At 67.8% G+C, this 18,393-nt stretch carries 19 protein-coding genes; 9 read left to right on the top strand and 10 right to left on the bottom strand.

Annotation, left to right across the window (positions count from 1 at the left end; translation table 11 throughout):
• Window positions 1-71 precede the first annotated feature (71 nt).
• Window positions 72-1,412, bottom strand: a complete 1,341-nt coding sequence (miaB, locus tag HMPREF2914_RS18180) for a tRNA (N6-isopentenyl adenosine(37)-C2)-methylthiotransferase MiaB (protein ID WP_003093158.1) — start codon at window positions 1,410-1,412, stop codon at window positions 72-74.
• 128 nt (window positions 1,413-1,540) lie between these two features.
• Between miaB and HMPREF2914_RS18175 the strand changes: the two genes are divergently transcribed.
• On the top strand, window positions 1,541-1,873 hold the full coding sequence (locus HMPREF2914_RS18175; RefSeq protein WP_003093157.1) for a DUF1820 family protein: 333 nt from the start codon (window positions 1,541-1,543) through the stop codon (window positions 1,871-1,873).
• Window positions 1,874-1,888: 15 nt separating this feature from the next.
• Here HMPREF2914_RS18175 and HMPREF2914_RS18170 read toward each other — a convergent pair whose 3' ends face one another.
• The 4 genes from HMPREF2914_RS18170 to HMPREF2914_RS18155 form a co-directional block, all read right to left on the bottom strand.
• Window positions 1,889-2,437, bottom strand: coding sequence for a tetratricopeptide repeat protein (locus tag HMPREF2914_RS18170; RefSeq protein WP_003093155.1), 549 nt, complete (start codon window positions 2,435-2,437; stop codon window positions 1,889-1,891).
• Window positions 2,438-2,645: 208 nt separating this feature from the next.
• Window positions 2,646-3,929 carry a glutamate-1-semialdehyde 2,1-aminomutase gene (gene hemL, locus HMPREF2914_RS18165; protein ID WP_003093150.1) on the bottom strand — a complete coding sequence of 428 codons (1,284 nt, stop codon included), beginning with the start codon at window positions 3,927-3,929 and terminating at the stop codon, window positions 2,646-2,648.
• A gap of 37 nt (window positions 3,930-3,966) precedes the next feature.
• Window positions 3,967-4,596: a thiamine phosphate synthase gene (gene thiE / locus HMPREF2914_RS18160; protein ID WP_003111487.1), complete on the bottom strand. Its 630-nt coding sequence runs from the start codon at window positions 4,594-4,596 to the stop codon at window positions 3,967-3,969.
• Window positions 4,597-4,606: 10 nt separating this feature from the next.
• On the bottom strand, window positions 4,607-5,404 hold the full coding sequence (locus HMPREF2914_RS18155) for a hydroxymethylpyrimidine/phosphomethylpyrimidine kinase (RefSeq protein ID WP_023095217.1): 798 nt from the start codon (window positions 5,402-5,404) through the stop codon (window positions 4,607-4,609).
• 210 nt (window positions 5,405-5,614) lie between these two features.
• On the opposite strand from HMPREF2914_RS18155, the gene ladS reads away from it, so the two are divergent.
• From ladS to HMPREF2914_RS18125, 6 genes are all read left to right on the top strand, one after another.
• The gene (gene ladS / locus HMPREF2914_RS18150; RefSeq protein ID WP_070702838.1) at window positions 5,615-8,002 is read left to right on the top strand and encodes a hybrid sensor histidine kinase/response regulator LadS; all 2,388 of its coding nucleotides are present in this window, start codon (window positions 5,615-5,617) and stop codon (window positions 8,000-8,002) included.
• A gap of 105 nt (window positions 8,003-8,107) precedes the next feature.
• Window positions 8,108-8,755, top strand: a complete 648-nt coding sequence (locus HMPREF2914_RS18145) for a TetR/AcrR family transcriptional regulator (protein WP_003093144.1) — start codon at window positions 8,108-8,110, stop codon at window positions 8,753-8,755.
• Complete coding sequence (locus HMPREF2914_RS18140) at window positions 8,752-10,401, top strand: acyl-CoA dehydrogenase family protein (protein ID WP_023092452.1); 1,650 nt, start codon at window positions 8,752-8,754, stop codon at window positions 10,399-10,401. Before HMPREF2914_RS18145 ends, HMPREF2914_RS18140 begins: the two co-directional genes overlap by 4 nt.
• An 11-nt stretch (window positions 10,402-10,412) precedes the next feature.
• Window positions 10,413-10,844: a PaaI family thioesterase gene (locus tag HMPREF2914_RS18135; protein ID WP_003137711.1), complete on the top strand. Its 432-nt coding sequence runs from the start codon at window positions 10,413-10,415 to the stop codon at window positions 10,842-10,844.
• A gap of 54 nt (window positions 10,845-10,898) precedes the next feature.
• Window positions 10,899-12,398 (top strand): AMP nucleosidase, encoded by a 1,500-nt coding sequence (amn, locus tag HMPREF2914_RS18130; RefSeq protein ID WP_003119204.1) that lies wholly within the window; start codon window positions 10,899-10,901, stop codon window positions 12,396-12,398.
• A 150-nt stretch (window positions 12,399-12,548) separates the two neighbouring features.
• Window positions 12,549-13,115 (top strand): SEC-C metal-binding domain-containing protein, encoded by a 567-nt coding sequence (locus HMPREF2914_RS18125; protein WP_003161869.1) that lies wholly within the window; start codon window positions 12,549-12,551, stop codon window positions 13,113-13,115.
• Here the strand turns inward: HMPREF2914_RS18125 and HMPREF2914_RS18120 are convergent.
• Window positions 13,073-14,158, bottom strand: coding sequence for an MBL fold metallo-hydrolase (locus tag HMPREF2914_RS18120; RefSeq protein ID WP_023092453.1), 1,086 nt, complete (start codon window positions 14,156-14,158; stop codon window positions 13,073-13,075). The two genes, HMPREF2914_RS18125 and HMPREF2914_RS18120, sit on opposite strands and share 43 nt — an antisense overlap.
• 138 nt (window positions 14,159-14,296) lie before the next feature.
• Between HMPREF2914_RS18120 and HMPREF2914_RS18115 the strand changes: the two genes are divergently transcribed.
• Window positions 14,297-14,866, top strand: coding sequence for a pseudouridine synthase (locus tag HMPREF2914_RS18115; protein WP_003093129.1), 570 nt, complete (start codon window positions 14,297-14,299; stop codon window positions 14,864-14,866).
• A gap of 33 nt (window positions 14,867-14,899) precedes the next feature.
• On the opposite strand, the gene HMPREF2914_RS18110 is transcribed toward HMPREF2914_RS18115, so the two are convergent.
• The 3 genes from HMPREF2914_RS18110 to HMPREF2914_RS18100 all read right to left on the bottom strand — a co-directional run bounded on the left by HMPREF2914_RS18110 (window position 14,900) and on the right by HMPREF2914_RS18100 (window position 16,313).
• Complete coding sequence (locus tag HMPREF2914_RS18110; protein WP_003093127.1) at window positions 14,900-15,292, bottom strand: globin; 393 nt, start codon at window positions 15,290-15,292, stop codon at window positions 14,900-14,902.
• 100 nt (window positions 15,293-15,392) lie between these two features.
• Window positions 15,393-15,602 (bottom strand): DUF2788 domain-containing protein, encoded by a 210-nt coding sequence (locus tag HMPREF2914_RS18105; RefSeq protein ID WP_003093125.1) that lies wholly within the window; start codon window positions 15,600-15,602, stop codon window positions 15,393-15,395.
• Between the two features lie 201 nt (window positions 15,603-15,803).
• Window positions 15,804-16,313, bottom strand: coding sequence for an Lrp/AsnC family transcriptional regulator (locus tag HMPREF2914_RS18100; protein ID WP_003119210.1), 510 nt, complete (start codon window positions 16,311-16,313; stop codon window positions 15,804-15,806).
• A 447-nt stretch (window positions 16,314-16,760) separates the two neighbouring features.
• On the opposite strand from HMPREF2914_RS18100, the gene HMPREF2914_RS18095 reads away from it, so the two are divergent.
• Complete coding sequence (locus tag HMPREF2914_RS18095) at window positions 16,761-17,444, top strand: DUF6515 family protein (RefSeq protein WP_023980206.1); 684 nt, start codon at window positions 16,761-16,763, stop codon at window positions 17,442-17,444.
• Here the strand turns inward: HMPREF2914_RS18095 and fieF are convergent.
• On the bottom strand, window positions 17,437-18,333 hold the full coding sequence (gene fieF / locus HMPREF2914_RS18090; protein ID WP_003093118.1) for a CDF family cation-efflux transporter FieF: 897 nt from the start codon (window positions 18,331-18,333) through the stop codon (window positions 17,437-17,439). The genes HMPREF2914_RS18095 and fieF overlap by 8 nt on opposite strands.
• Window positions 18,334-18,393 lie beyond the last annotated feature (60 nt).

Here is an 18,393-nt window from a genome sequence, read left to right as displayed (position 1 = left end):
GGTTCCCGCTGAAACGTTGGTGCACCGTGGCGGCGGGAAGGTTCAGCGAGCCCGCCGTACGGTCGTCGGCCTCAATGCAGGGTGCTGTCGATCAGGGTACCGCGCAGCGAGTGCGGCAGCGCGTCGTCGATGTGCACCTGGGCGAACTGGCCGATCAGGCGTGGATTGTCGCAGCGGAAGTTGACGATCCGGTTGTTCTCGGTACGCCCCTGGAGCATGCCCGGGTCCTTCTTCGAGAAGTCGGTGACCAGGATCCGCTGGGTGCTGCCGACCATGCGCCGGCTGATCTCGTAGCCTTGCTGGTGGATGCGGCTCTGGAGGATCTGCAGGCGCTGTTTCTTCACTTCTTCCGGCAGGTCGTCGGCGAGGTCGGCGGCGGGCGTGCCGGGCCGCGCGCTGTAGATGAAGGAGAAGGAGAAGTCGAAGCCGACGTCCTCCACCAGCTTCATGGTCTGCTCGAAGTCCTTCTCGGTTTCGCCGGGGAAACCGACGATGAAGTCGGAGCTGATGCAGATGTCCGGTACCGCGGCCTTCAGCTTGCGGATACGCGACTTGTATTCCAGCACGGTATGGTTGCGCTTCATCGCCGCCAGCACGCGGTCGGAGCCCGACTGCACCGGCAGGTGGATGAATTTCACCAGCTCCGGCACCTCGGCGTGGGCCTGGATCAGCGCGTCGGAGAATTCCAGCGGGTGCGAGGTGGTATAGCGGATGCGCTCGATACCGTCGACGGCGGCGACCACCCGCAGCAGTTCGGCGAAGTCGGCCAGGCGGCCATCGTGGGTCAGGCCGCGGAAGCCGTTGACGTTCTGTCCCAGCAGGGTGACTTCGCGGACGCCGTTCTCGGCCAGGTGGATCACTTCGGCGATCACGTCGTCGAATGGTCGGCTGACTTCCTCGCCGCGGGTGTAGGGCACCACGCAGAAGCTGCAGTACTTGCTGCAGCCTTCCATCACCGAGACGAAGGCGGTGGGGCCATCGACCCGCGGTTCCGGCAGGCGGTCGAATTTCTCGATTTCCGGGAAGGACACGTCGACCTGCGGCTTGCGCGTGCTGCGCGCGGCGTCGATCATTTCCGGCAGGCGGTGCAGGGTCTGCGGGCCGAAGACCACGTCGACATAGGGCGCGCGCTCACGGATCGCGGCGCCTTCCTGGCTGGCCACGCAGCCGCCGACGCCGATCACCAGGTCGGGATTCTGCTGCTTCAGCTCGCGCCACATGCCGAGCTTGGAAAACACCTTTTCCTGGGCCTTCTCGCGGATCGAGCAGGTATTGAGCAGGATGACGTCGGCCTCGGCGGCGTTTTCGGTCACCTCGAGGGCTTGGTGTTCACCGAGCAGGTCCGCCATTCGCGACGAGTCGTACTCGTTCATCTGGCAGCCGTGGGTTTCGATGAAAAGCTTCTTGGCCATGCGCTTCGTCGGACAGTTCGAAAAGGACCGCGCATTATAGAGGGCGGGGCCCCCGGTTCCTAGCGTTGCTGGCCGAAAGGCTGTGCTATGATTCGCGCCCTTCATTTTCCGGCATTGCTTTCCCCGCCATGAACAAGCGCGAAAACCCCATCTACAAGGTGATTTTCCTCAACCAGGGCCAGGTCTTCGAGATGTATGCCAAGCAGATCTACCAGAGCGATCTGTGGGGCTTCCTGGAAATCGAGGAGTTCGTCTTCGGCGAGCGCACCCAGGTGGTGGTGGACCCCAGCGAGGAGAAGCTCAAGGCGCAGTTCGAAGGCGTTCTGCGCAGCTTCGTGCCGATGCACGCGATCGTCCGCATCGACGAGGTCGAGCGCCTGGGTACGCCGAAGATCAGCGAGGCCAAGGGCGCGGGCAACGTCATGCCGTTCCCCATGCCGATGCCCGGCAAGAGCGACTGATTCGCGAAAGGGACGTCAGGGCAGCGGCGCGAAGGGCGTGACGCCGCCGGCAGTCTGCAGTTCGATCAGGTAGTTGCGGAAGATCTGCCCCAGCACCCGGGTGGCGATGTCCAGTTCGTCGCGGTTCATCTGCTCGGCTACCAGGTCGGCGCTGTCCAGGGCGTCCTCGGCGCCGTTCACCGCTGCCATCTTCAGCACGATGTAGGCCTGTACGTTGTTCGCCGGAACCCCTTCGCCACGGAAGAACATGGTGCCGAGGTGGTACTGGGCCTGGGCATGGCCCTGTAGAGAAGCTTTCTCGAACCAGTTGAGGGCGGCCTGGAGGTCGCGCGGGATGCGCTCGCCGTCGTAGAAGAATTCGCCCAGTTCGTATTGCGCCTCGGCGTCGCCGCCATTGGCGACCTGCTGGCAGGCGGCGAGCGCCTGTTGCAATTCTTCGGGAACGGTGTTCAGCGCGCAGCGGCCGGTCGCTGGAATCAGCAACGAGTTGCCTCCCGCCTGCGCGAGCAGCGGCTGGAGGATCAACAGGCAACCCAGGGCGAGGGTGCGGCCGGTACGGAACATGAGGGGAAGACACCTCCTGGATCGGGGCGGGCAAGGGCTGCCCGGCCAACGAAATGCGCTGACCCTCACATTATGAAATAAGCCGACGCCTCCTTACAAAGTCTTTACTGTCTTTTCGGGAACTTTGTCGGCGCGTTTATGCATTTCGGCTAGGAAGGCGTTCCGGCGGGGAGGAGGGCGGCGCCTGGGAAGGGCGCCGCGAAGAGGATCATTTCAGCGCGGCGAAGGCTTTTTCGGCGGCGTTCAGCGTGATTTCCAGCTCCTTGTCGCCATGGGCGATGGAGGTGAAGCCGGCCTCGAAGGCGCTAGGCGCAAGGTACACGCCACCGTCGAGCATCAGGTGGAAGAAGCGCTTGAAGCGTTCGACGTCGCTGGCCATCACGTCCTCGAAGGTCACGATGGCGTCGGCGCCGCTGAAGTACAGGCCGAACATGCCGCCCGCCTGGGTGGTGACGAAGGGGATGCCGGCGGCATCCGCGCGCTGTTGCAGGCCGTCGAGCATGCGCGTGGTGTAGGCGGTCAGTTCGTCGTGGAAACCGGGGCGGCTGATCAGGCGCAGGGTGGTCAGGCCGGCGGCCATTGCCAGCGGGTTGCCCGAGAGCGTGCCGGCCTGGTAGACCGGGCCCAGCGGGGAAATCTGCTGCATGATCTCGCGCTTGCCGCCGAAGGCGCCCACCGGCATGCCGCCGCCGATGATCTTGCCGAAGGTCGACAGGTCCGGGGTGACCCCGTAGTAGGCCTGGGCGCCGCCGAGGGCGACACGGAAGCCGGTCATCACTTCGTCGAAGATCAGCACCACGCCGTGTTCGTCGCAGGCTTCACGCAGGCCTTCGAGGAAGCCCGGCGCCGGCGGCACACAGTTCATGTTGCCGGCAACCGGCTCGACGATGATGCAGGCGACCTCCTTGCCGACTTCGCCCAGTGTCTTGCGCACCGCCTCGATGTCGTTGAACGGCAGGGTCAGGGTGTGCTTGGCGAAGGCTGCCGGAACGCCCGGGGAGTTCGGCACGCCGAAGGTCAACGCGCCGGAGCCGGCCTTCACCAGCAGGCTGTCGGAGTGGCCGTGGTAGCAGCCTTCGAACTTGATGATGCTGTCGCGCCCGGTGTAGCCGCGGGCCAGGCGGATGGCGCTCATGGTCGCCTCGGTGCCGGAGCTGACCATGCGCACCATCTCCATCGACGGCACCATGGAGCAGACCAGGTCGGCCATTTCCACTTCCAGCGCGGTCGGCGCGCCATAGGACAGGCCGTGGTCGAGTTGCCGGCGCACCGCGTCGAGCACGTCCGGATGGCTGTGGCCGAGGATCATCGGGCCCCAGGAGCCGACATAGTCCACGTAGCGCTTGTCGTCCTCGTCCAGTACATAGGCGCCTTCGGCGTGCTTGAAGAACAGCGGGGTGCCGCCGACGCTCTTGAAGGCGCGCACCGGGGAGTTGACCCCGCCGGGAATGTGTTTCTGGGCGTTGTTGAACAGCGTTTCGGAACGGGACATGGCTAGCTCTCTATCTCTCGGGCGAGGCGCGGAGGCGTCAGGCAGGTTCGAACAGGGCGCTGAAGGCGCGGGCGCGGCGTTCCACCTCGGCGGCGGACGCGGCGGCGAACAGCGCATGGATCACGGCGACCAGATCGACGCCGCGGGCGATCAGGCCGGGCGCGGTGTCGAGGCTGATGCCGCCGATGGCGGTGATCGGCAGGTGCAGGCGCGGCCGGGCCTGGTCGAGCAGTTCGACGCTGGCGGCGGGGGCGCCGGGTTTGGTGCTGGAATTGAAGAAGCGGCCGAAGGCGACGTAGCTGGCGCCCTCGGCCACCGCCTGCTCGGCCAGTTCCAGTTGGGCGTGGCAGGTGGCGCCGATGATCGCCTGGCGGCCGAGCAGGGCGCGCGCCGCCGACAGCGAACCGTCGGTCTGGCCGAGGTGCAGGCCGACGCCCAGGCGCGCGGCGAGTTCGGCGTCGTCGTTGACGATCAGCTGCGCGCCGTGGCGTTCGCAGAGTTCGCGCAGGCTTTCCGCCTCGCGCAGGCGCCGCGCCCGGTCGCTGGATTTGTCGCGGTATTGCAGCAGGCGCGCGCCGCCGCGTAGCGCGGCTTCGACGTAGGGCAACAGGCGGCCGTCGTCCAGTAGCTGGCTATCGGTGATGGCGTACAGGCCGCGCAGTTTCATCGGCTGGCTCTCAGTGACAGAAGTCGGTGGGCAGGCGGCGCGGCACGTATTGGCCGTGGCCCGGACTCTCGGCGTCGCGCAGGGTCCGCCAGGTGTAGTCGAGGGCGCTCTGTACGGCGCCGTGCAGCGCTTCGCCGAGGGCGATGCGACCGGCCAGGGCGCTGGCCAGGGTGCAGCCGGAGCCATGGTAGCTGCCGGGCAGGCGCTGGCAGGTGAAGGTGCGGTGGCTGCCGTCGCGGCTGTACAGGCGATTGTGCACTTCGCTTTCGTCGCCGTGTCCGCCGGTGATCAACAGGTGCTCGCAGTGTTCCAGCAGGCGCTCGGCGCACTGGTCGGCGCTGCCCTCGGGCAGGTCGGCGAGCAGGCGCGCTTCCGGCAGGTTCGGCGTGGCGATGGTGGCGCGCGGCAGCAGCCGCTCGCGCATGGCGAAGCCGACGTCGCCCTTGCCCAGCGCACCGCCGCCGCCGGCGCGCAGCACCGGATCGCAGACCACCGGCAGGTGCGAGTGGGCGGCGAGGATCTCGGCCACCGTGTCGACCATCTCCAGCGAACCGAGCATACCCAGCTTGACCGCCGCGACGGGCAGGTCGGCGAGTACGGCGTTGGCCTGGGCCAGCACCCACTCGCGGTCGAGGACGCGGAAGTCGCTGACGTTGACGGTGTCCTGCACGGTCAGCGCGGTGACTGCCGGGGCGGCGTGGCAGCCCTGGGCGAGCAGGGCTTCGATGTCGGCTTGCAGTCCGGCGCCACCACTGGGGTCGTGACCGGACAGGCAGAGCACTACGGGGCGGGAAGTCGGTGTTTTCATGGCGCGTGAGCTTACCACTAAAAGCGCTCCGTGGCGGCTGCGCGGACGACCTTTCGGGCGCCGCGCCCGGGCCCTGCGTGACACGTCCCGGGCCTGACGTGACGTGGCGTGTGCTAAAGTTCGGCGAATATTCATACAACGCTCGCCAAGGGCGGACCATGACGAGGGAGGTGGGGCTCCCGGTCCGTTCGAGGAGCACTGCGGGGCATCATGCGGCACTGGCTGATTCTCTTTCTTCTTGCGTTGCCGTGCCTGGCGGGTGCGGTGAGCTTCAACGAGCAGGTCGAGCGCCTGCCGCTGGGGCAGTCCATCGACGTGTTCGAGGACGTGCGCGGTAGCGCCGATATCAACGACATCACCTCGCGGGCCATCGACAGCAGCTTCCGCCGCCATGACAAGGACGTGCTCAATGCCGGCTATTCGCGCTCGGTGTTCTGGTTGCGCCTGGACCTGGACTACCGGCCGGTCGCCTCCAGCGATCCGCGCACCTGGCTGCTGGAGTTGGCCTATCCGCCGCTGGACAAGCTCGACCTCTACCTGCCCGATGGCCAGGGCGGCTACCGCCTCGCCCAGCGCACCGGCGACACATTGCCGTTCGCCAGTCGGCCGATCCGGCAGAACAACTACCTGTTCGAACTCGGCCTCGAGCCGAACAAGCCGCAGCGTGTCTATCTGCGGCTGGAAAGCCAGGGATCGATCCAGGCGCCGTTGACCCTGTGGTCGCCCAAGGCCTACCTGGAGGAGCAGCCCGAACGCATCTATGTGCTCGGCATCATCTATGGCGTGCTGCTGGTGATGCTGATCTACAACCTGTTCATCTTCCTCAGCGTCCGCGATACCAGCTATCTCTACTACATCCTCTATATCGCTTCATTCGGGCTCTACCAGGTCTCGGTGAACGGCGCCGGCATCGAGTACTTCTGGCCCGACAGCCCCTGGTGGGCGAACGCCGCCACGCCATTCCTGATCGGTTCGGCGGCGCTGTTCGGCTGCCAGTTCGCGCGCAGCTTCCTGCATACCCGCGACCACAGCGTGTGGGTCGACCGCGGCCTGCTGGCGCTGATGGCGGTCGGCGCGCTGGTCATGCTGATGGCGCTGACCATGAGCTACGCCGTGGCCCTGCGCCTGGCCACCTACCTGGCGCTGGCCTTCACCGGCCTGATCTTCGCCGCCGGCATCCTCGCCTGGCTGCGCGGCATGCGCGTGGCGCGCTATTTCATCATCGCCTGGACCGCCTTCCTTCTCGGCGGCATCGTCAACACCCTGATGGTCCTCGGCTACCTGCCGAACATGTTCCTCACCATGTATGCCAGCCAGATCGGTTCGGCGCTGGAGGTGGGCTTGCTGTCGCTGGCGCTGGCCGACCGGATCAACGCGATGAAGGAGGAGCGCGCGCGAATCCTCCAGGAGTCCAGCCGCAAGCTGGAAGCGCTGAACCAGGAACTGGCCAACAGCAATCGCCTGAAGGACGAGTTCCTCGCCACCGTCACCCACGAACTACGCACCCCGATGAGCGGGGTGATCGGTTCGCTGGAGCTGATGCAGACGGTGCCGATGGACGTCGAACTCGCCGAGTACCAGCGCACTGCCGCCGGTTCGGCGCGGGACATGATGCGGATGGTCAACGACATCCTCGCCCTCATCGAACTGCAGGCCGGCAAGCTCTACCCGCGCCGCGAGCCGTTCAGCCTGCGCGGCCTGTTCGACAGCCTGCGCGCGCAGTACGCGCCGCGCGCCGAGGAGAAGGGCCTGCGCTTCGCCCTGCAACTGGACGACAGCCTGCCGGACACCCTCGAAGGCGATGCCGGCAAGCTGGCCCAGGCGCTGGGCTACCTGGTCGACAATGCGATCAAGTTCACCGCCAGGGGCAGCGTGACCCTGCGCGTCGCCGCCGGGCGTACCCATGACGGGGTGGCGCTGCGGGTGGAAGTGATCGACACCGGCATCGGTTTCGACATGGCCGCCGGCAGCGACCTCTACCAGCGTTTTGTCCAGGCCGACAGCTCGTTGACCCGTGGCTACGGAGGCCTCGGCATCGGCCTGGCGCTGTGCCGCAAGCTGGTGGAGCTGCTTGGCGGCGAGCCGACCCACGAGTCCCGGCCGGGACAGGGCAGCCGCTTCCTCCTGCGCCTGCAACTGACCCAGCCGGCCCAGGGCCTGGCGCCGCCCCCGCGGCGCGCCGGCGGGCAGGCGGTGCGGCGTCCCGAGGAGTGCACCGTGCTGGTGGTGGAGGACAACGCCATCAACCAGTTGGTGACTCGCGGCATGCTGCTCAAGCTCGGCTACCGGGTGCGCACCGCCGACAACGGCAGCGAGGCCCTGGAGTTGCTGGCGCGCGAGCGGCCGGACGGCGTACTGCTCGACTGCCAGATGCCGGTGATGGACGGCTTCGCCACCTGTCGGGCGATCCGCGCGCTGCCCGGCTGCGCGGAACTGCCGGTGCTGGCGTTGACCGCCCACAGCCACAGCGGCGATCGCGAGCGCTGCCTGGCGGCGGGCATGAGCGACTACATGGCCAAGCCGGTCAAGTTCGAAGAGTTGCAGACCCTGCTGCACGATTGGCTGCTGTGCCAGCCGATCGTCACCAAGTCCGCCTGAAGCCTTTCCGCGGCTGGCTGAAATGCCGGCCTGCGCGACCTGTATGTCTCTTTAGGCAAAGCCTGAAGCGTGATTCACTGGGAAAAAGTGAATCCGGATTCAGTCATGGTCTATCGTGTCACCGAACGCCGCCTGCAACGCGATTCCGCGCTGCGCGAGCGCATCCTCCAGCTAGGCCTGCGGCGTGTCGCGGAGGGCGGTTTCGCCGCGCTGACCATGCAGGCCCTGGCCGACGACGCGGGGATCGCCACCGGCAGCCTGTACCGCCACTTCCGGGGCAAGGGCGAGCTGGCGGCGGAAATCTTCCGCCGCGCCAGCCAGCGTGAGGTCGATGCCCTGGCCGTGGTCCTGCGCGGTCCCGGCGCGCCCGCCTGGCGCCTGGCCGAGGGCTTGCGGCGCTTTGCCGCGCGCGCCTGGAGCAGCCAGCGGCTGGCCTTCGCCCTGATCGCCGAGCCGGTGGATCCTGAAGTCGACGAGCAGCGCCTGCGCTATCGCGAGGCCTACGCCGCACTGTTCGTCGAACTGCTCGAGGAGGGCCGGCGCAGTGGCGCATTCCAGCTTTCCCTGGTGCCGCTTGCCGCGGCCTGCCTGGTCGGGGCCATCGCCGAGGCGCTGGTCGGCCCCTTGTCTCCCCCGGCGCGCGCCGCTCGCGACAGCGGCCAGCCGGAACCGAGTCTGGAGCCGGTGAGTACGGCTCTGGTGAACTTCTGCCTGCGCGCGGTGGGCGCGCCTGTCTGCGAGGAACCCTCATGAACCTGCACCAGTACGCCGAAACCCACGAAGTGACCAACCAGGTACCGTCGCTGGATGGCGCCAACCTCTACCGCCTCGACCGGCCTCTCCAGGAGTGGGTGCGTCGCTACCAGGGCGGCTGGGCCGAGGAGCGCCTGCAGCGCTACGGCGAGCTGGCCGGCGGCCCGCTGATGGCGGCCGGCTTCCTGGCCAACCAGCACAAGCCGGAGTTCCATAGCCACGACCGCTACGGCAACCGCGTCGACCTGGTGGAGTTCCACCCCGCCTACCACGAGCTGATGCGCGCCGCCATCGAACACGAACTGCCCTCGCTGCCCTGGACCGACCCGCGCCCCGGCGCCCAGGTGGCGCGGGCCGGGCTGTCCTACCTGCACAGCCAGGCGGAGGCCGGCACCGGTTGCCCGTTGACCATGACCTACGCCAGCGTGCCGGCGATTCGCCTGCAGGCGGACCTGGCCGAGAAATGGCTGCCGAAGATCCTCTCCCGCGAGTACGACCCGCGCAACGTGCCGATGGAGCAGAAGGCGGGCGTCACCATCGGCATGGCGATGACCGAGAAGCAGGGCGGCACCGACGTCCGCGCCAATACCACGCGGGCCTACCCGGTGGGGATTCCCGGGCCGGGGCAGGCCTACGAACTGGTCGGGCACAAGTGGTTCTGCTCGGCGCCGATGTGCGACGCCTTCCTCACCCTGGCCTACACCGACAAGGGCCTGACCTGCTTCCTGCTGCCGCGCCACCGGCCGGACGGCAGCCGCAACCAGTTCTACATCCAGCGCCTGAAGGACAAGCTGGGCAACTGGTCGAACGCCTCCAGCGAAATCGAGTATCGCGGCGCCCTGGCCTGGATGGTCGGCGAAGAGGGCCGTGGCGTGCCGACCATCATCGAGATGGTCGCCATGACCCGCTTCGACTGCATGATCGGCTCCAGCGCACTGATGCGTCAGGCGTTGACCCAGGCCGCCCACCACTGTGCCTACCGCAAGGTCGGCGGGCGGGTGCTGGCCGAGCAACCGCTAATGCAGAACGTGCTCGCCGACCTGGCCCTGGAAAGCGAGGCGGCGCTGGCCCTGACCCTGCGCATGGGGCATGCCCTGGACCGTGCCCACGACGAGCAGGAGGAGAAGTTCGCCCGCCTGGTCACCGCGGTGGGCAAGTACTGGATCTGCAAGCGTGCCCCGGCGATGATCAACGAAGCCTCCGAATGCATGGGCGGTGCCGGCTACGTCGAGGAAACCATCCTGCCGCGGCTGTACCGCGAGGCTCCGGTGAACTCGATCTGGGAAGGTTCCGGCAACGTGCAGTGCCTGGACGTGCTGCGTGCCCTGTCGAAGGAGCCGGGGGTGCTCGACGCGCTGTTCGCCGAACTGGGCGACGGCCATGGCGACGCCCGTCTCGCCGCGCACATCGGCAACCTCAAGGCGGCCTTCGCCGACACCGCCGACATCCAGTACCGCGCCCGCCAGCTCACCGAGGACGTGGCGATCGCCCTGCAGGCCAAGCTGTTGCTGGAAGCCGGCAACTCCGCGGTGTCCGACGCCTTCATCGGCAGTCGCCTGGGGGACGGCGGGCGGGTCTACGGCACCCTCCCGCGCGGCGTCGAGGTCGAGGCGCTGTTGGCTCGCGCCACCCCGCACCTGGCCTGAGGCGCGTCGCGATGCAAGCGCATCCGCGCTACCGGGAGCTGGTCGAGCAGGGCTTCGCCGCGGCCAGTTTCGTCGGCGACCTCGGCATCCGTCCGCTGGACTGCGGGCCGGGTTGGGTCGAAGCGGGGCTGGACATCCTGCCCCGCCACGCCCAGCAGAACGGCTTCATCCATGCCGGGGTCCAGGCGACCCTGGCCGACCATGCCGCCGGGGCCGCCGCCGCGACCCTGGTGGAGGAGGGGCAGACGGTGCTGAGCCTGGAGTTCAAGCTCAACCTGTTGCGCCCGGCGCTTTGCCAGCGCCTGTTGTGTCGCGCCGAGGTGCTCAAGGCCGGGCGCCAGGTGACGGTGGTCGAGGCCGAGGTGTTCGCCGAGCGGGACGGTCGGCGGCGCCTGTTCAGCAAGGCCACCGTGACCATGGCGGTGGTGGCGCTGGCCGAATGAGGTAACGGGAGAAAAGCGCTGTGTTTTCCTGTCGGTACAGGCAAGATGTTTTCCATGCGAACCGACAGGAAGCCCACCATGAGTATCGATTCCGACGACGGGTTCGTCGTCGCCCGCACGGCCGAGGAGGCCGTCGACCGTCTTGCCGAGCTGCACCGCCAGGCCACCGCGGCGCTGAGCCAGGCGCTCAAGCGCTACATCAAGGAGCGCATCGAGCCGAGCGAGGCCGAGCGGCAGAACTTTCACTACCCGCAACTGCGCATCGGCTACCGCTGCCAGGGCGAGGTGCCGTCCACCACCCGCGCCTACGCCAAGGTCCAGGTGCCGGGCGAATACAGCGTCACCGTCACCCACCCCGACGCCTTCCGCAAGTACCTGCTGGAACAGTTGCGTCCGCTGATGGACGATTTCACCGTGCAGGTGCAGGTCGGCCCGAGCCAACAGGACATCCCCTATCCCTACGTGGTCGAGCAGGGCGACGAGCTGGCCGGCTCCGGGGTGACCGCCGCCGAGCTGGCGCGGGTGTTCCCCAGCACCGACCTGTCCGCCGCTTCCGACGACATCGCCGACGGCCTCTACGAATGGGAACGCGCCGACCAGTTGCCGCTGGCGCTGTTCGACGCCGCGCGGGTGGACTTCTCCCTGCGCCGCCTGGTGCACTACACCGGCAGCGACTGGCGCCACGTGCAGCCGTGGATCCTGCTGACCAACTACCACCGCTACGTCGACCAGTTCATCCGCCTCGGCCTGACCCGCCTGCGCGAGGACCCGCGCTTCGTGCGCATGGTCCTGCCGGGCAACGTGATCATCGAGCGCGGGATGGACGAAGGCGAGGCCAACGCCATCGTCGCCGGGGTGGTCTGGCACCGCTACCAGATGCCGGCCTACCACCTGATCGCCGCCGATGGCGACGGCATCACCCTGGTCAACATCGGGGTCGGCCCGTCCAACGCGAAGAACATCACCGACCACCTGGCGGTGTTGCGTCCGCATTGCTGGCTGATGATCGGCCACTGCGGCGGCCTGCGGCAGTCGCAGACCATCGGCGACTACGTGCTGGCGCACGCCTACATGCGCCGCGACGGCATCCTCGACCGCGCGCTGCCGCCGCACATCCCGATCCCGGCGCTGGCCGAAGTCCAGGTCGCCTTGCAGGAAGCCGCCGCCGAAGTCACCGGCGAGCGCGGCGAGTCGCTCAAGCGACGCTTGCGCACCGGCACCGTGCTCACCTACGACGACCGCAACTGGGAGCTGCGCTGGGCCCAGGAGCGGCCACTGATCAACCTGGCGCGGGCCATCGCGGTGGACATGGAGAGCGGCACCATCGCCGCCCAGGGCTACCGCCTGCGGGTGCCCTACGGCACGTTGCTGTGCGTCTCGGACAAGCCGCTGCACAGCGAGATCAAGCTGCCCGGCTCGGCCAACGCCTTCTACGAGCGCGCGGTGAACCAGCACCTGCGGATCGGCATCGCCGCCCTCGACCTGTTGCGCAGCCAGCTCAACTCGCTGCACTCGCGCAAGCTGCGGAGTTTCGACGAGCCGCCGTTCCGTTGATCGGACGCGCCCCGGTTTCCGCGCGGAAACCGGGGCGCGCTTCTACGCCTCGCGGCGCCGAGGCCCTACAATGACGGCCCTTCGCCCTGCGTGGAACCGCGGCGCCTTCTGCCGGTCGGAACGACCACGCCTGCCATCGATGTGAGCCCCATGCCGTTCAGCGCCCCCACTCATCTCAGCAACCCGCTCCGTCGCTTCGCCCGCCGCCTGGTGCCCGATGCCGCGCCGGAAGTGGCAGCGCCGTTGCCGATGCCGGAAAGCCTGGCCGGCGAACCGTGGTTCTCGGTCGGTCGGGCGGTCGAAGCCCTCGGCGGCGAGCGGGTCGACGGCTGGATCCTGGAAGAATGGCGCGGCCTGGCCCTGCGCGCGCGTTTCAGCGCTTGCTGGCGCGATCCGCGCGGCAACCTGTGGAATGTCCTGCCGCAGGCGGGCGCCATCGCTTTTCTGGCAGACCCGCAGCGGCGCTACGAAGGCGTGCCGCTGGCCGACCAGTACCAGGCGCTCAGCCGCGATGTCCTGCTGGAAGACTACCTCGGCCTGCGGCGCCAACTGGCCCGCGCCGGCCTGGACGACGAGGCCCGCGAGCGCCTGGCCGGGATGGCCGCGCGCCTGGAAAGCTGGCTGGCCCTGGGCGGCCGTGGCGACCAGGCTTGTCCGTGCGGCAGCGGCAAGCGCTACCGCAACTGCTGCTCCCGCCTGGTGGCCCCGGCCTCCTGAGCGACGTTGCGCGGTGCGACGCGCCACTGTTCGCCGGGTTTCGGCGTGCCGAAGGTCGCCGGGTCCACGCCTTGGCTGCGCAGCGCCGCCTGGAGCGCCTTGGGCGGGTCGTCCTGCTGTTCGTCGGTGAGATTGAAGGTACCGAAGTGGATGGCCATGCTGGTCTGCGCCTGCAGCGTGCGATGGGCCTGCACCGCGTCGTCGGGATTCATGTGGTGGTCGCGCATGAACCAGCGCGGCTCGTAGGCGCCGATCGGCAGGGCGGCGAAGCGCATCGCCCCGAAGCGCTGGTTGATCAGCCCGAACTCCGGGCCGAGCCCGGTATCGCCGGGAAACAGCAGCGGGCCGTCCGGCGAGTCGATGACGAAGCCGAGCCAGAGCGTGCGGTTGGTGTCGCTGCGGGTGCGCGACGACCAGTGCTGCACCGGTACGCCATGCAGCGTCAGGCCAGCGCCCAGCGGCACGGCCTGCCACCAGTCGATCTCCACGACGTCGGCGAAACCTGTCTGGCGGATCAGCCCGGCGTTGCCCAGGCCGCTGACCACCTTGGTCGTCGGCCAGCGCCGGTGGAGCTGGCGCAGGGTTTCCAGGTCGAGGTGGTCGTAGTGGTTGTGGCTCACCAGCACCAGGTCGATCGGTGGCAACTGGTCGAGCGTCAACCCGGGCGGATGGTGGCGCTTCGGGCCGATGAAGGCGAGCGGGCTGACCCGTTGCGACCAGACCGGGTCGGTGAGGATGTTCAGGCCGCGGTGCTGGATCAGCAGGGTGGCGTGGTTGATGTAGGTGACCCGCAGTTCTTCGCCGCGGGCGCGCTCGTTCACCCTTGGCGGCGTTGCCGTCGGCGGCAGGGCGACCCACGGGCGTTGCGGCGGGCGGTTCCACTGCCACTTGAGCAGGTCGCGCAGGCTCTTGTGCGCGGTCGGCTGGATATTGCGGAAACGTTCGCCGTCGAAATGGTCCGAAGGCGGACCCTGATAGGCGCTGCCAGCGCAGCCGGCCAGGGTCAGCAGGCTGATCAGCCAGGTGGGACGCAGGGAGGGCATGAGGGGATGCTCTTGCGGTCAGGCTCTCGGACAACCTAGCATGCCGCCCGGTACCCCGATCAAGCCAACTCGTTTCCAGTCATGTCCCGTCCCCCGCGTCCTTCCCCGCGTCATCCCGTCCGCCCTGCGCCACGCCGGGTGGCCAAGGCGCCGCCGAGCGAGCCGAAGCTGCTGCTGTTCAACAAGCCGTTCGACGTACTGACCCAGTTCAACGACGAGCAAGGGCGCTCGACCCTCAAGGACTTCATCCCGGTGCCGGGCGTGTATCCGGCCGGGCGCCTGGACCGCGACAGCGAGGGCCTGTTGCTGCTGACCAACGACGGTCGCCTGCAGGCGCGCATCGCCGACCCCCGGCACAAGCTGCCGAAGACCTACTGGGTGCAGGTCGAAGGCACGCCGGACGAGGAGCAATTGCGGCGCCTGCGCGAGGGCGTGACGCTCAACGACGGCCCGACGCTGCCCGCCGAGGCGCGTCTGCTGGATGAGCCGACGTTGTGGGAGCGGGTGCCGCCGGTGCGTTTTCGCAAGTCGGTGCCGACCCAGTGGCTGGAACTGGTGATTCGCGAGGGGCGCAATCGCCAGGTACGGCGGATGACGGCGGCGGTGGGCTTGCCGACGCTGCGGCTGGTGCGGGTGCGGATCGGCCCCTGGAGCCTGGACGGCCTGGGCCTCGGGGAATGGCGGGAAGTGCCGGCGCGGCTGGACTGACGAGAGGGGCGTCGTCCAGCGGGCGCGGAACGATCAGTAGTACGACTTGATCACGGCGATGCCACGACCCATCACGTCGCGCCAGGCGTCGCGGGTCTCGGCGTCGCAGTCGCGGTCGTGCTCGGCGACCGCCATCAGCAGGGCGTCCAGCCACAGGTCGTAGAGTTCCGGGCGGATATCCAGCGCGGCGCGCGAATGGCTGGCACCGAGGGCGCGCAGCTTGCTGTCGGACATGCCGCGGGCGTACATCACCAGGTTCATGATCCCGGCACGCAGCAGGTGTTTCTGCGCAGTCATGTCGGTGGTGGCGAACTTGGCGCGAATCTGCGGGGAACTGGCAAGGAAATGCCGGTAGAAATCATCGAAGAATCCGGTGCTGGCACAGCAGCGTCCATAACTCTGCATGACGCGGTCGGCGGCGTTCATGGCGACTCCCTTGTTCTAGGCAATGGCAAGGCGAGCCGGCCCCGTTGGCCGGGGCCGGCGGATGATTACGAGTGGTTGGATGACGCGCGTGGCGCCGGGGTTACATGCCCGCGCCTTCGAGGCTGCCGATGACCAGGCCCTTGATGATGAAGCCCAGTACGCCCAGGCCGAGGGCGAAGAACAGGATCAGGGTTCCGAACTTGCCGGCTTTCGACTTCTTCGCCAGGTCCCACACGATGAAAGCCATGAACAGGATAAGCACGGTCACCAGACCGGTCATCATCCACTCTTCGAACAGTTCGGGATCCATTGGCAACCTCCGGATTTTCAAGCAAACGAAGTCCGGCTCGCGGTCGGACGGAGCGTGCCATGGGGGGCGGGCAAGGCGTTTATCGTTCTACGAGCAGGCTGCTCTTTATATGCGGGGGCCACGCGGGCATGACAACTGAAACAGGCTGCCGATTATACGGCATGCCGCCTGTTCCGTGTCATGTCCCAGGTCTCGCTACGATCAATCGCGCAGGTGCTCCAGCGGCAGTTCGGTACTCGCCAGCACCTGGTTGAGGACGAAGCTGGAGCGCACGCTGGAGACCCCTTCGATGCGCGTCAGGGTACCCAGCAGGAGCTTCTGGTAATGGTCCATGTCCGGCACCACGACCTTCAACTGGTAGTCCGCGTCCATCCCGGTGACCAGGCTGCACTCCAGCACTTCCGGGCATTTGCCGATGACTTCCTGGAAATGTTCGAAGCGTTCCGGGGTGTGTCGGTCCATGCCTATGAGGACGAAGGCGGTGAGGCTCAGGCCGAGTTTCTTGCGGTCCAGCAAGGCTACCTGGCGGACGATGTAGCCGTCGTCCTCGAGCTGCTTGACCCGTCGCGAACAGGGCGATGGCGACAGGCCTATCCGTTCTGCCAGTTCCTGGTTGGAGATGCGTGCGTCGCGCTGGAGTTCTTCGAGGATACGCAGGTCGTAGCGATCGAGTTTGTTCATGGCGAGGATTTCTTTCAGGTTGATTGCCATTGGCAAGGTGAATTTGAGTGATTTATTGCGCAATCAAGGTTCTGGTGAGCAATATTAGCAATCATTGGTCGCGCCTGGCGACGTATTCTTTTACCCAGATTCACGGCCCGGACATCTCGTCCATCACGGCTCGCCCAATCAGGCCAGCCGTGGCCGCCGACCTTACAGGGTTGCGCCGGCCTCCGGGTTGCACACCGCCCAGAAGGTGGAGTGAGGTGAGCCGTCGCCAACAGCGCCGAGCCAGGACAGTTACCCCAGAAGGGAGGTCGACGGGCCTCCCTTTTTCTTTGCCCGCGATCCGGCCCGTGCCGCGCTTTTACCCATTCTTTACCCGGCGTTTACCCACCCTTGGCGGAAAACGGCGGAAAGTCGTTCCCGGGATCATTCGAACGTGGCCGGGCGACCAGGCCCGGGGCGAGGCAGACGATGAACGGTGGATGGTGGCGAATGCTCGGGGTGGGCGCTCTCTCGCTGAGCCTGTGCGTCCAGGTGCAGGCCGACGACGGCCGAGGGGGACGCGGCGGACCCGGCGGCGAGCGCGGTGTTGCCCACGGACAACCGGGACCTGGCCGCGGCGAAGCGCATGGCGGCAGTTGGGGACCGCATCCCGACTGGCGTCCGGGCCGGGTGGTGGAGGCCTTGCCGCGCGGACACCTGCGGGTGCCCTATCGCGGCGGCGAGTATTTCTTCCACGACGGCTACTGGTACCGACCCGACGGCCCGCGCTATGTGCTGGTCGTGCCGCCCCGCGGGGTGCGCGTCCGCAGCCTGCCGCCCTATGCGGAGCAGGTCTGGCTGGGCAGCGTGCTGTACTTCCTTGCCGCCGGCACTTACTACCTGTGGCATGCCGACACCCGCGAGTACGAAGTGGTCAGCCCGCCGCCGCGGGCAGCGGGACCCGTTTATCCGGTCAGCGGGCCGGCCGCCAGCTACGACGTGGTGGCCTACCCCGCGCGCGGCCAGGGGCCCGACCAGCAGGGCCGCGACCGCTACGAGTGCCACCGCTGGGCGGTGGGCGAGAGCGGCTTCGACCCGGCGGGGGCGACCTACGCGCCGGCCGCCGAGGTCGCCAACGACTACCGCCGGGCCATGGCCGCCTGCCTGAGCGGGCGCGGCTACAGCGTCAACTGACGGTTTCCTTGCCGACCACTTCCTGCGGGTCGGCATGGATCAGCACTTCGGCCTTCGGGTATTCGCGCTTGATCGCCAGCACTGCGCGGTCGGTCAGGGCGTGGGCCACCGACAGGCTCAGCTCGCCGGGCAGTTCGAGGTGCAACTGGACGAACCAGTGGTTGCCGGAAATCCGCGTGCGCACGTCGTGCGCGCCGAGCACTCCCGGCACGCTGCAGGCGAGTTCGCGCATGCGCTCGCTGATGTCGGTAGGCAGTTCCCGGTCCATCAGGATCGACACCGACTCGCGAGCGATCTGCAGGGCGCTCCAGAGGATGTACAAGGCGATGCCCAGGCCGAACAGGCCGTCGCTCTGTGGCCAGCCGTAGCGGGCCAGGAGCAGTGCCACGAGGATGCTGGCGTTGAGCAGCAGGTCCGAGCGGTAGTGCAGCGAGTCGGCGCGTATCGCGGTGGAACCGGTGCGGCGGATGACGTGGGTCTGGAAGGCCAGGAGAAGGGCCGTGAGCAGCAGCGACAGCAGCATCACCGCGATGCCCCAGGTGGCCGCGCCGAGGGGCTGCGGGTCGCGCAATTGCTCGACCGCCTGGATAGCCACCAGCACCGCGCTGGCACCGATGAACATGGCCTGGGCCAGGCCGGCCAGGGCCTCGGCCTTGCCGTGGCCGTAGCGGTGGTCGTCGTCGGCCGGGCGTAGCGAATAGTGCACCGCCAGCAGGTTGAGCAGCGAGGCGGCACTGTCCAGCAGGGAGTCGGTGAGGCCGGCGAGCAGGCTCACCGAACCGCTCAGCCACCAGGCAATGGCCTTGCCGATGACCAGGGTGACGGCGACACCGAGCGAGGCCAGGGTGGCCAGGCGCAGCAGGCGGGCGTGGGGGGAATCGGGACTCATGGGGCGCTTCTGGCAGAAGGGACGGCGCCACTGTAAACCAACCGGGCGGCGACCGGGCAC

Source organism: Pseudomonas sp. HMSC067G02, assembly GCF_001813485.1.
In the GTDB taxonomy this organism is placed as follows: domain Bacteria; phylum Pseudomonadota; class Gammaproteobacteria; order Pseudomonadales; family Pseudomonadaceae; genus Pseudomonas; species Pseudomonas aeruginosa.
The sequence above is the reverse complement of the archived record's forward strand: the minus strand, read 5'-3'. Positions and strand labels throughout refer to the sequence as shown.

Coding starts and splice junctions, on each gene's coding strand:
- amn (WP_003119204.1), top strand. CDS start 10,899: ATGCGAACCGACAGGAAGCCCACCATGAGTATCGATTCCGACGACGGG.
- HMPREF2914_RS18175 (WP_003093157.1), top strand. CDS start 1,541: ATGAACAAGCGCGAAAACCCCATCTACAAGGTGATTTTCCTCAACCAG.
- fieF (WP_003093118.1), bottom strand. CDS start 18,333: ATGAGTCCCGATTCCCCCCACGCCCGCCTGCTGCGCCTGGCCACCCTG.
- ladS (WP_070702838.1), top strand. CDS start 5,615: ATGCGGCACTGGCTGATTCTCTTTCTTCTTGCGTTGCCGTGCCTGGCG.
- HMPREF2914_RS18125 (WP_003161869.1), top strand. CDS start 12,549: ATGCCGTTCAGCGCCCCCACTCATCTCAGCAACCCGCTCCGTCGCTTC.
- HMPREF2914_RS18170 (WP_003093155.1), bottom strand. CDS start 2,437: ATGTTCCGTACCGGCCGCACCCTCGCCCTGGGTTGCCTGTTGATCCTC.
- miaB (WP_003093158.1), bottom strand. CDS start 1,412: ATGGCCAAGAAGCTTTTCATCGAAACCCACGGCTGCCAGATGAACGAG.
- HMPREF2914_RS18100 (WP_003119210.1), bottom strand. CDS start 16,313: ATGGCAATCAACCTGAAAGAAATCCTCGCCATGAACAAACTCGATCGC.
- HMPREF2914_RS18135 (WP_003137711.1), top strand. CDS start 10,413: ATGCAAGCGCATCCGCGCTACCGGGAGCTGGTCGAGCAGGGCTTCGCC.
- HMPREF2914_RS18120 (WP_023092453.1), bottom strand. CDS start 14,158: ATGCCCTCCCTGCGTCCCACCTGGCTGATCAGCCTGCTGACCCTGGCC.
- HMPREF2914_RS18155 (WP_023095217.1), bottom strand. CDS start 5,404: ATGAAAACACCGACTTCCCGCCCCGTAGTGCTCTGCCTGTCCGGTCAC.
- HMPREF2914_RS18145 (WP_003093144.1), top strand. CDS start 8,108: ATGGTCTATCGTGTCACCGAACGCCGCCTGCAACGCGATTCCGCGCTG.
- HMPREF2914_RS18095 (WP_023980206.1), top strand. CDS start 16,761: ATGCTCGGGGTGGGCGCTCTCTCGCTGAGCCTGTGCGTCCAGGTGCAG.
- HMPREF2914_RS18110 (WP_003093127.1), bottom strand. CDS start 15,292: ATGAACGCCGCCGACCGCGTCATGCAGAGTTATGGACGCTGCTGTGCC.
- HMPREF2914_RS18140 (WP_023092452.1), top strand. CDS start 8,752: ATGAACCTGCACCAGTACGCCGAAACCCACGAAGTGACCAACCAGGTA.
- HMPREF2914_RS18105 (WP_003093125.1), bottom strand. CDS start 15,602: ATGGATCCCGAACTGTTCGAAGAGTGGATGATGACCGGTCTGGTGACC.
- hemL (WP_003093150.1), bottom strand. CDS start 3,929: ATGTCCCGTTCCGAAACGCTGTTCAACAACGCCCAGAAACACATTCCC.
- thiE (WP_003111487.1), bottom strand. CDS start 4,596: ATGAAACTGCGCGGCCTGTACGCCATCACCGATAGCCAGCTACTGGAC.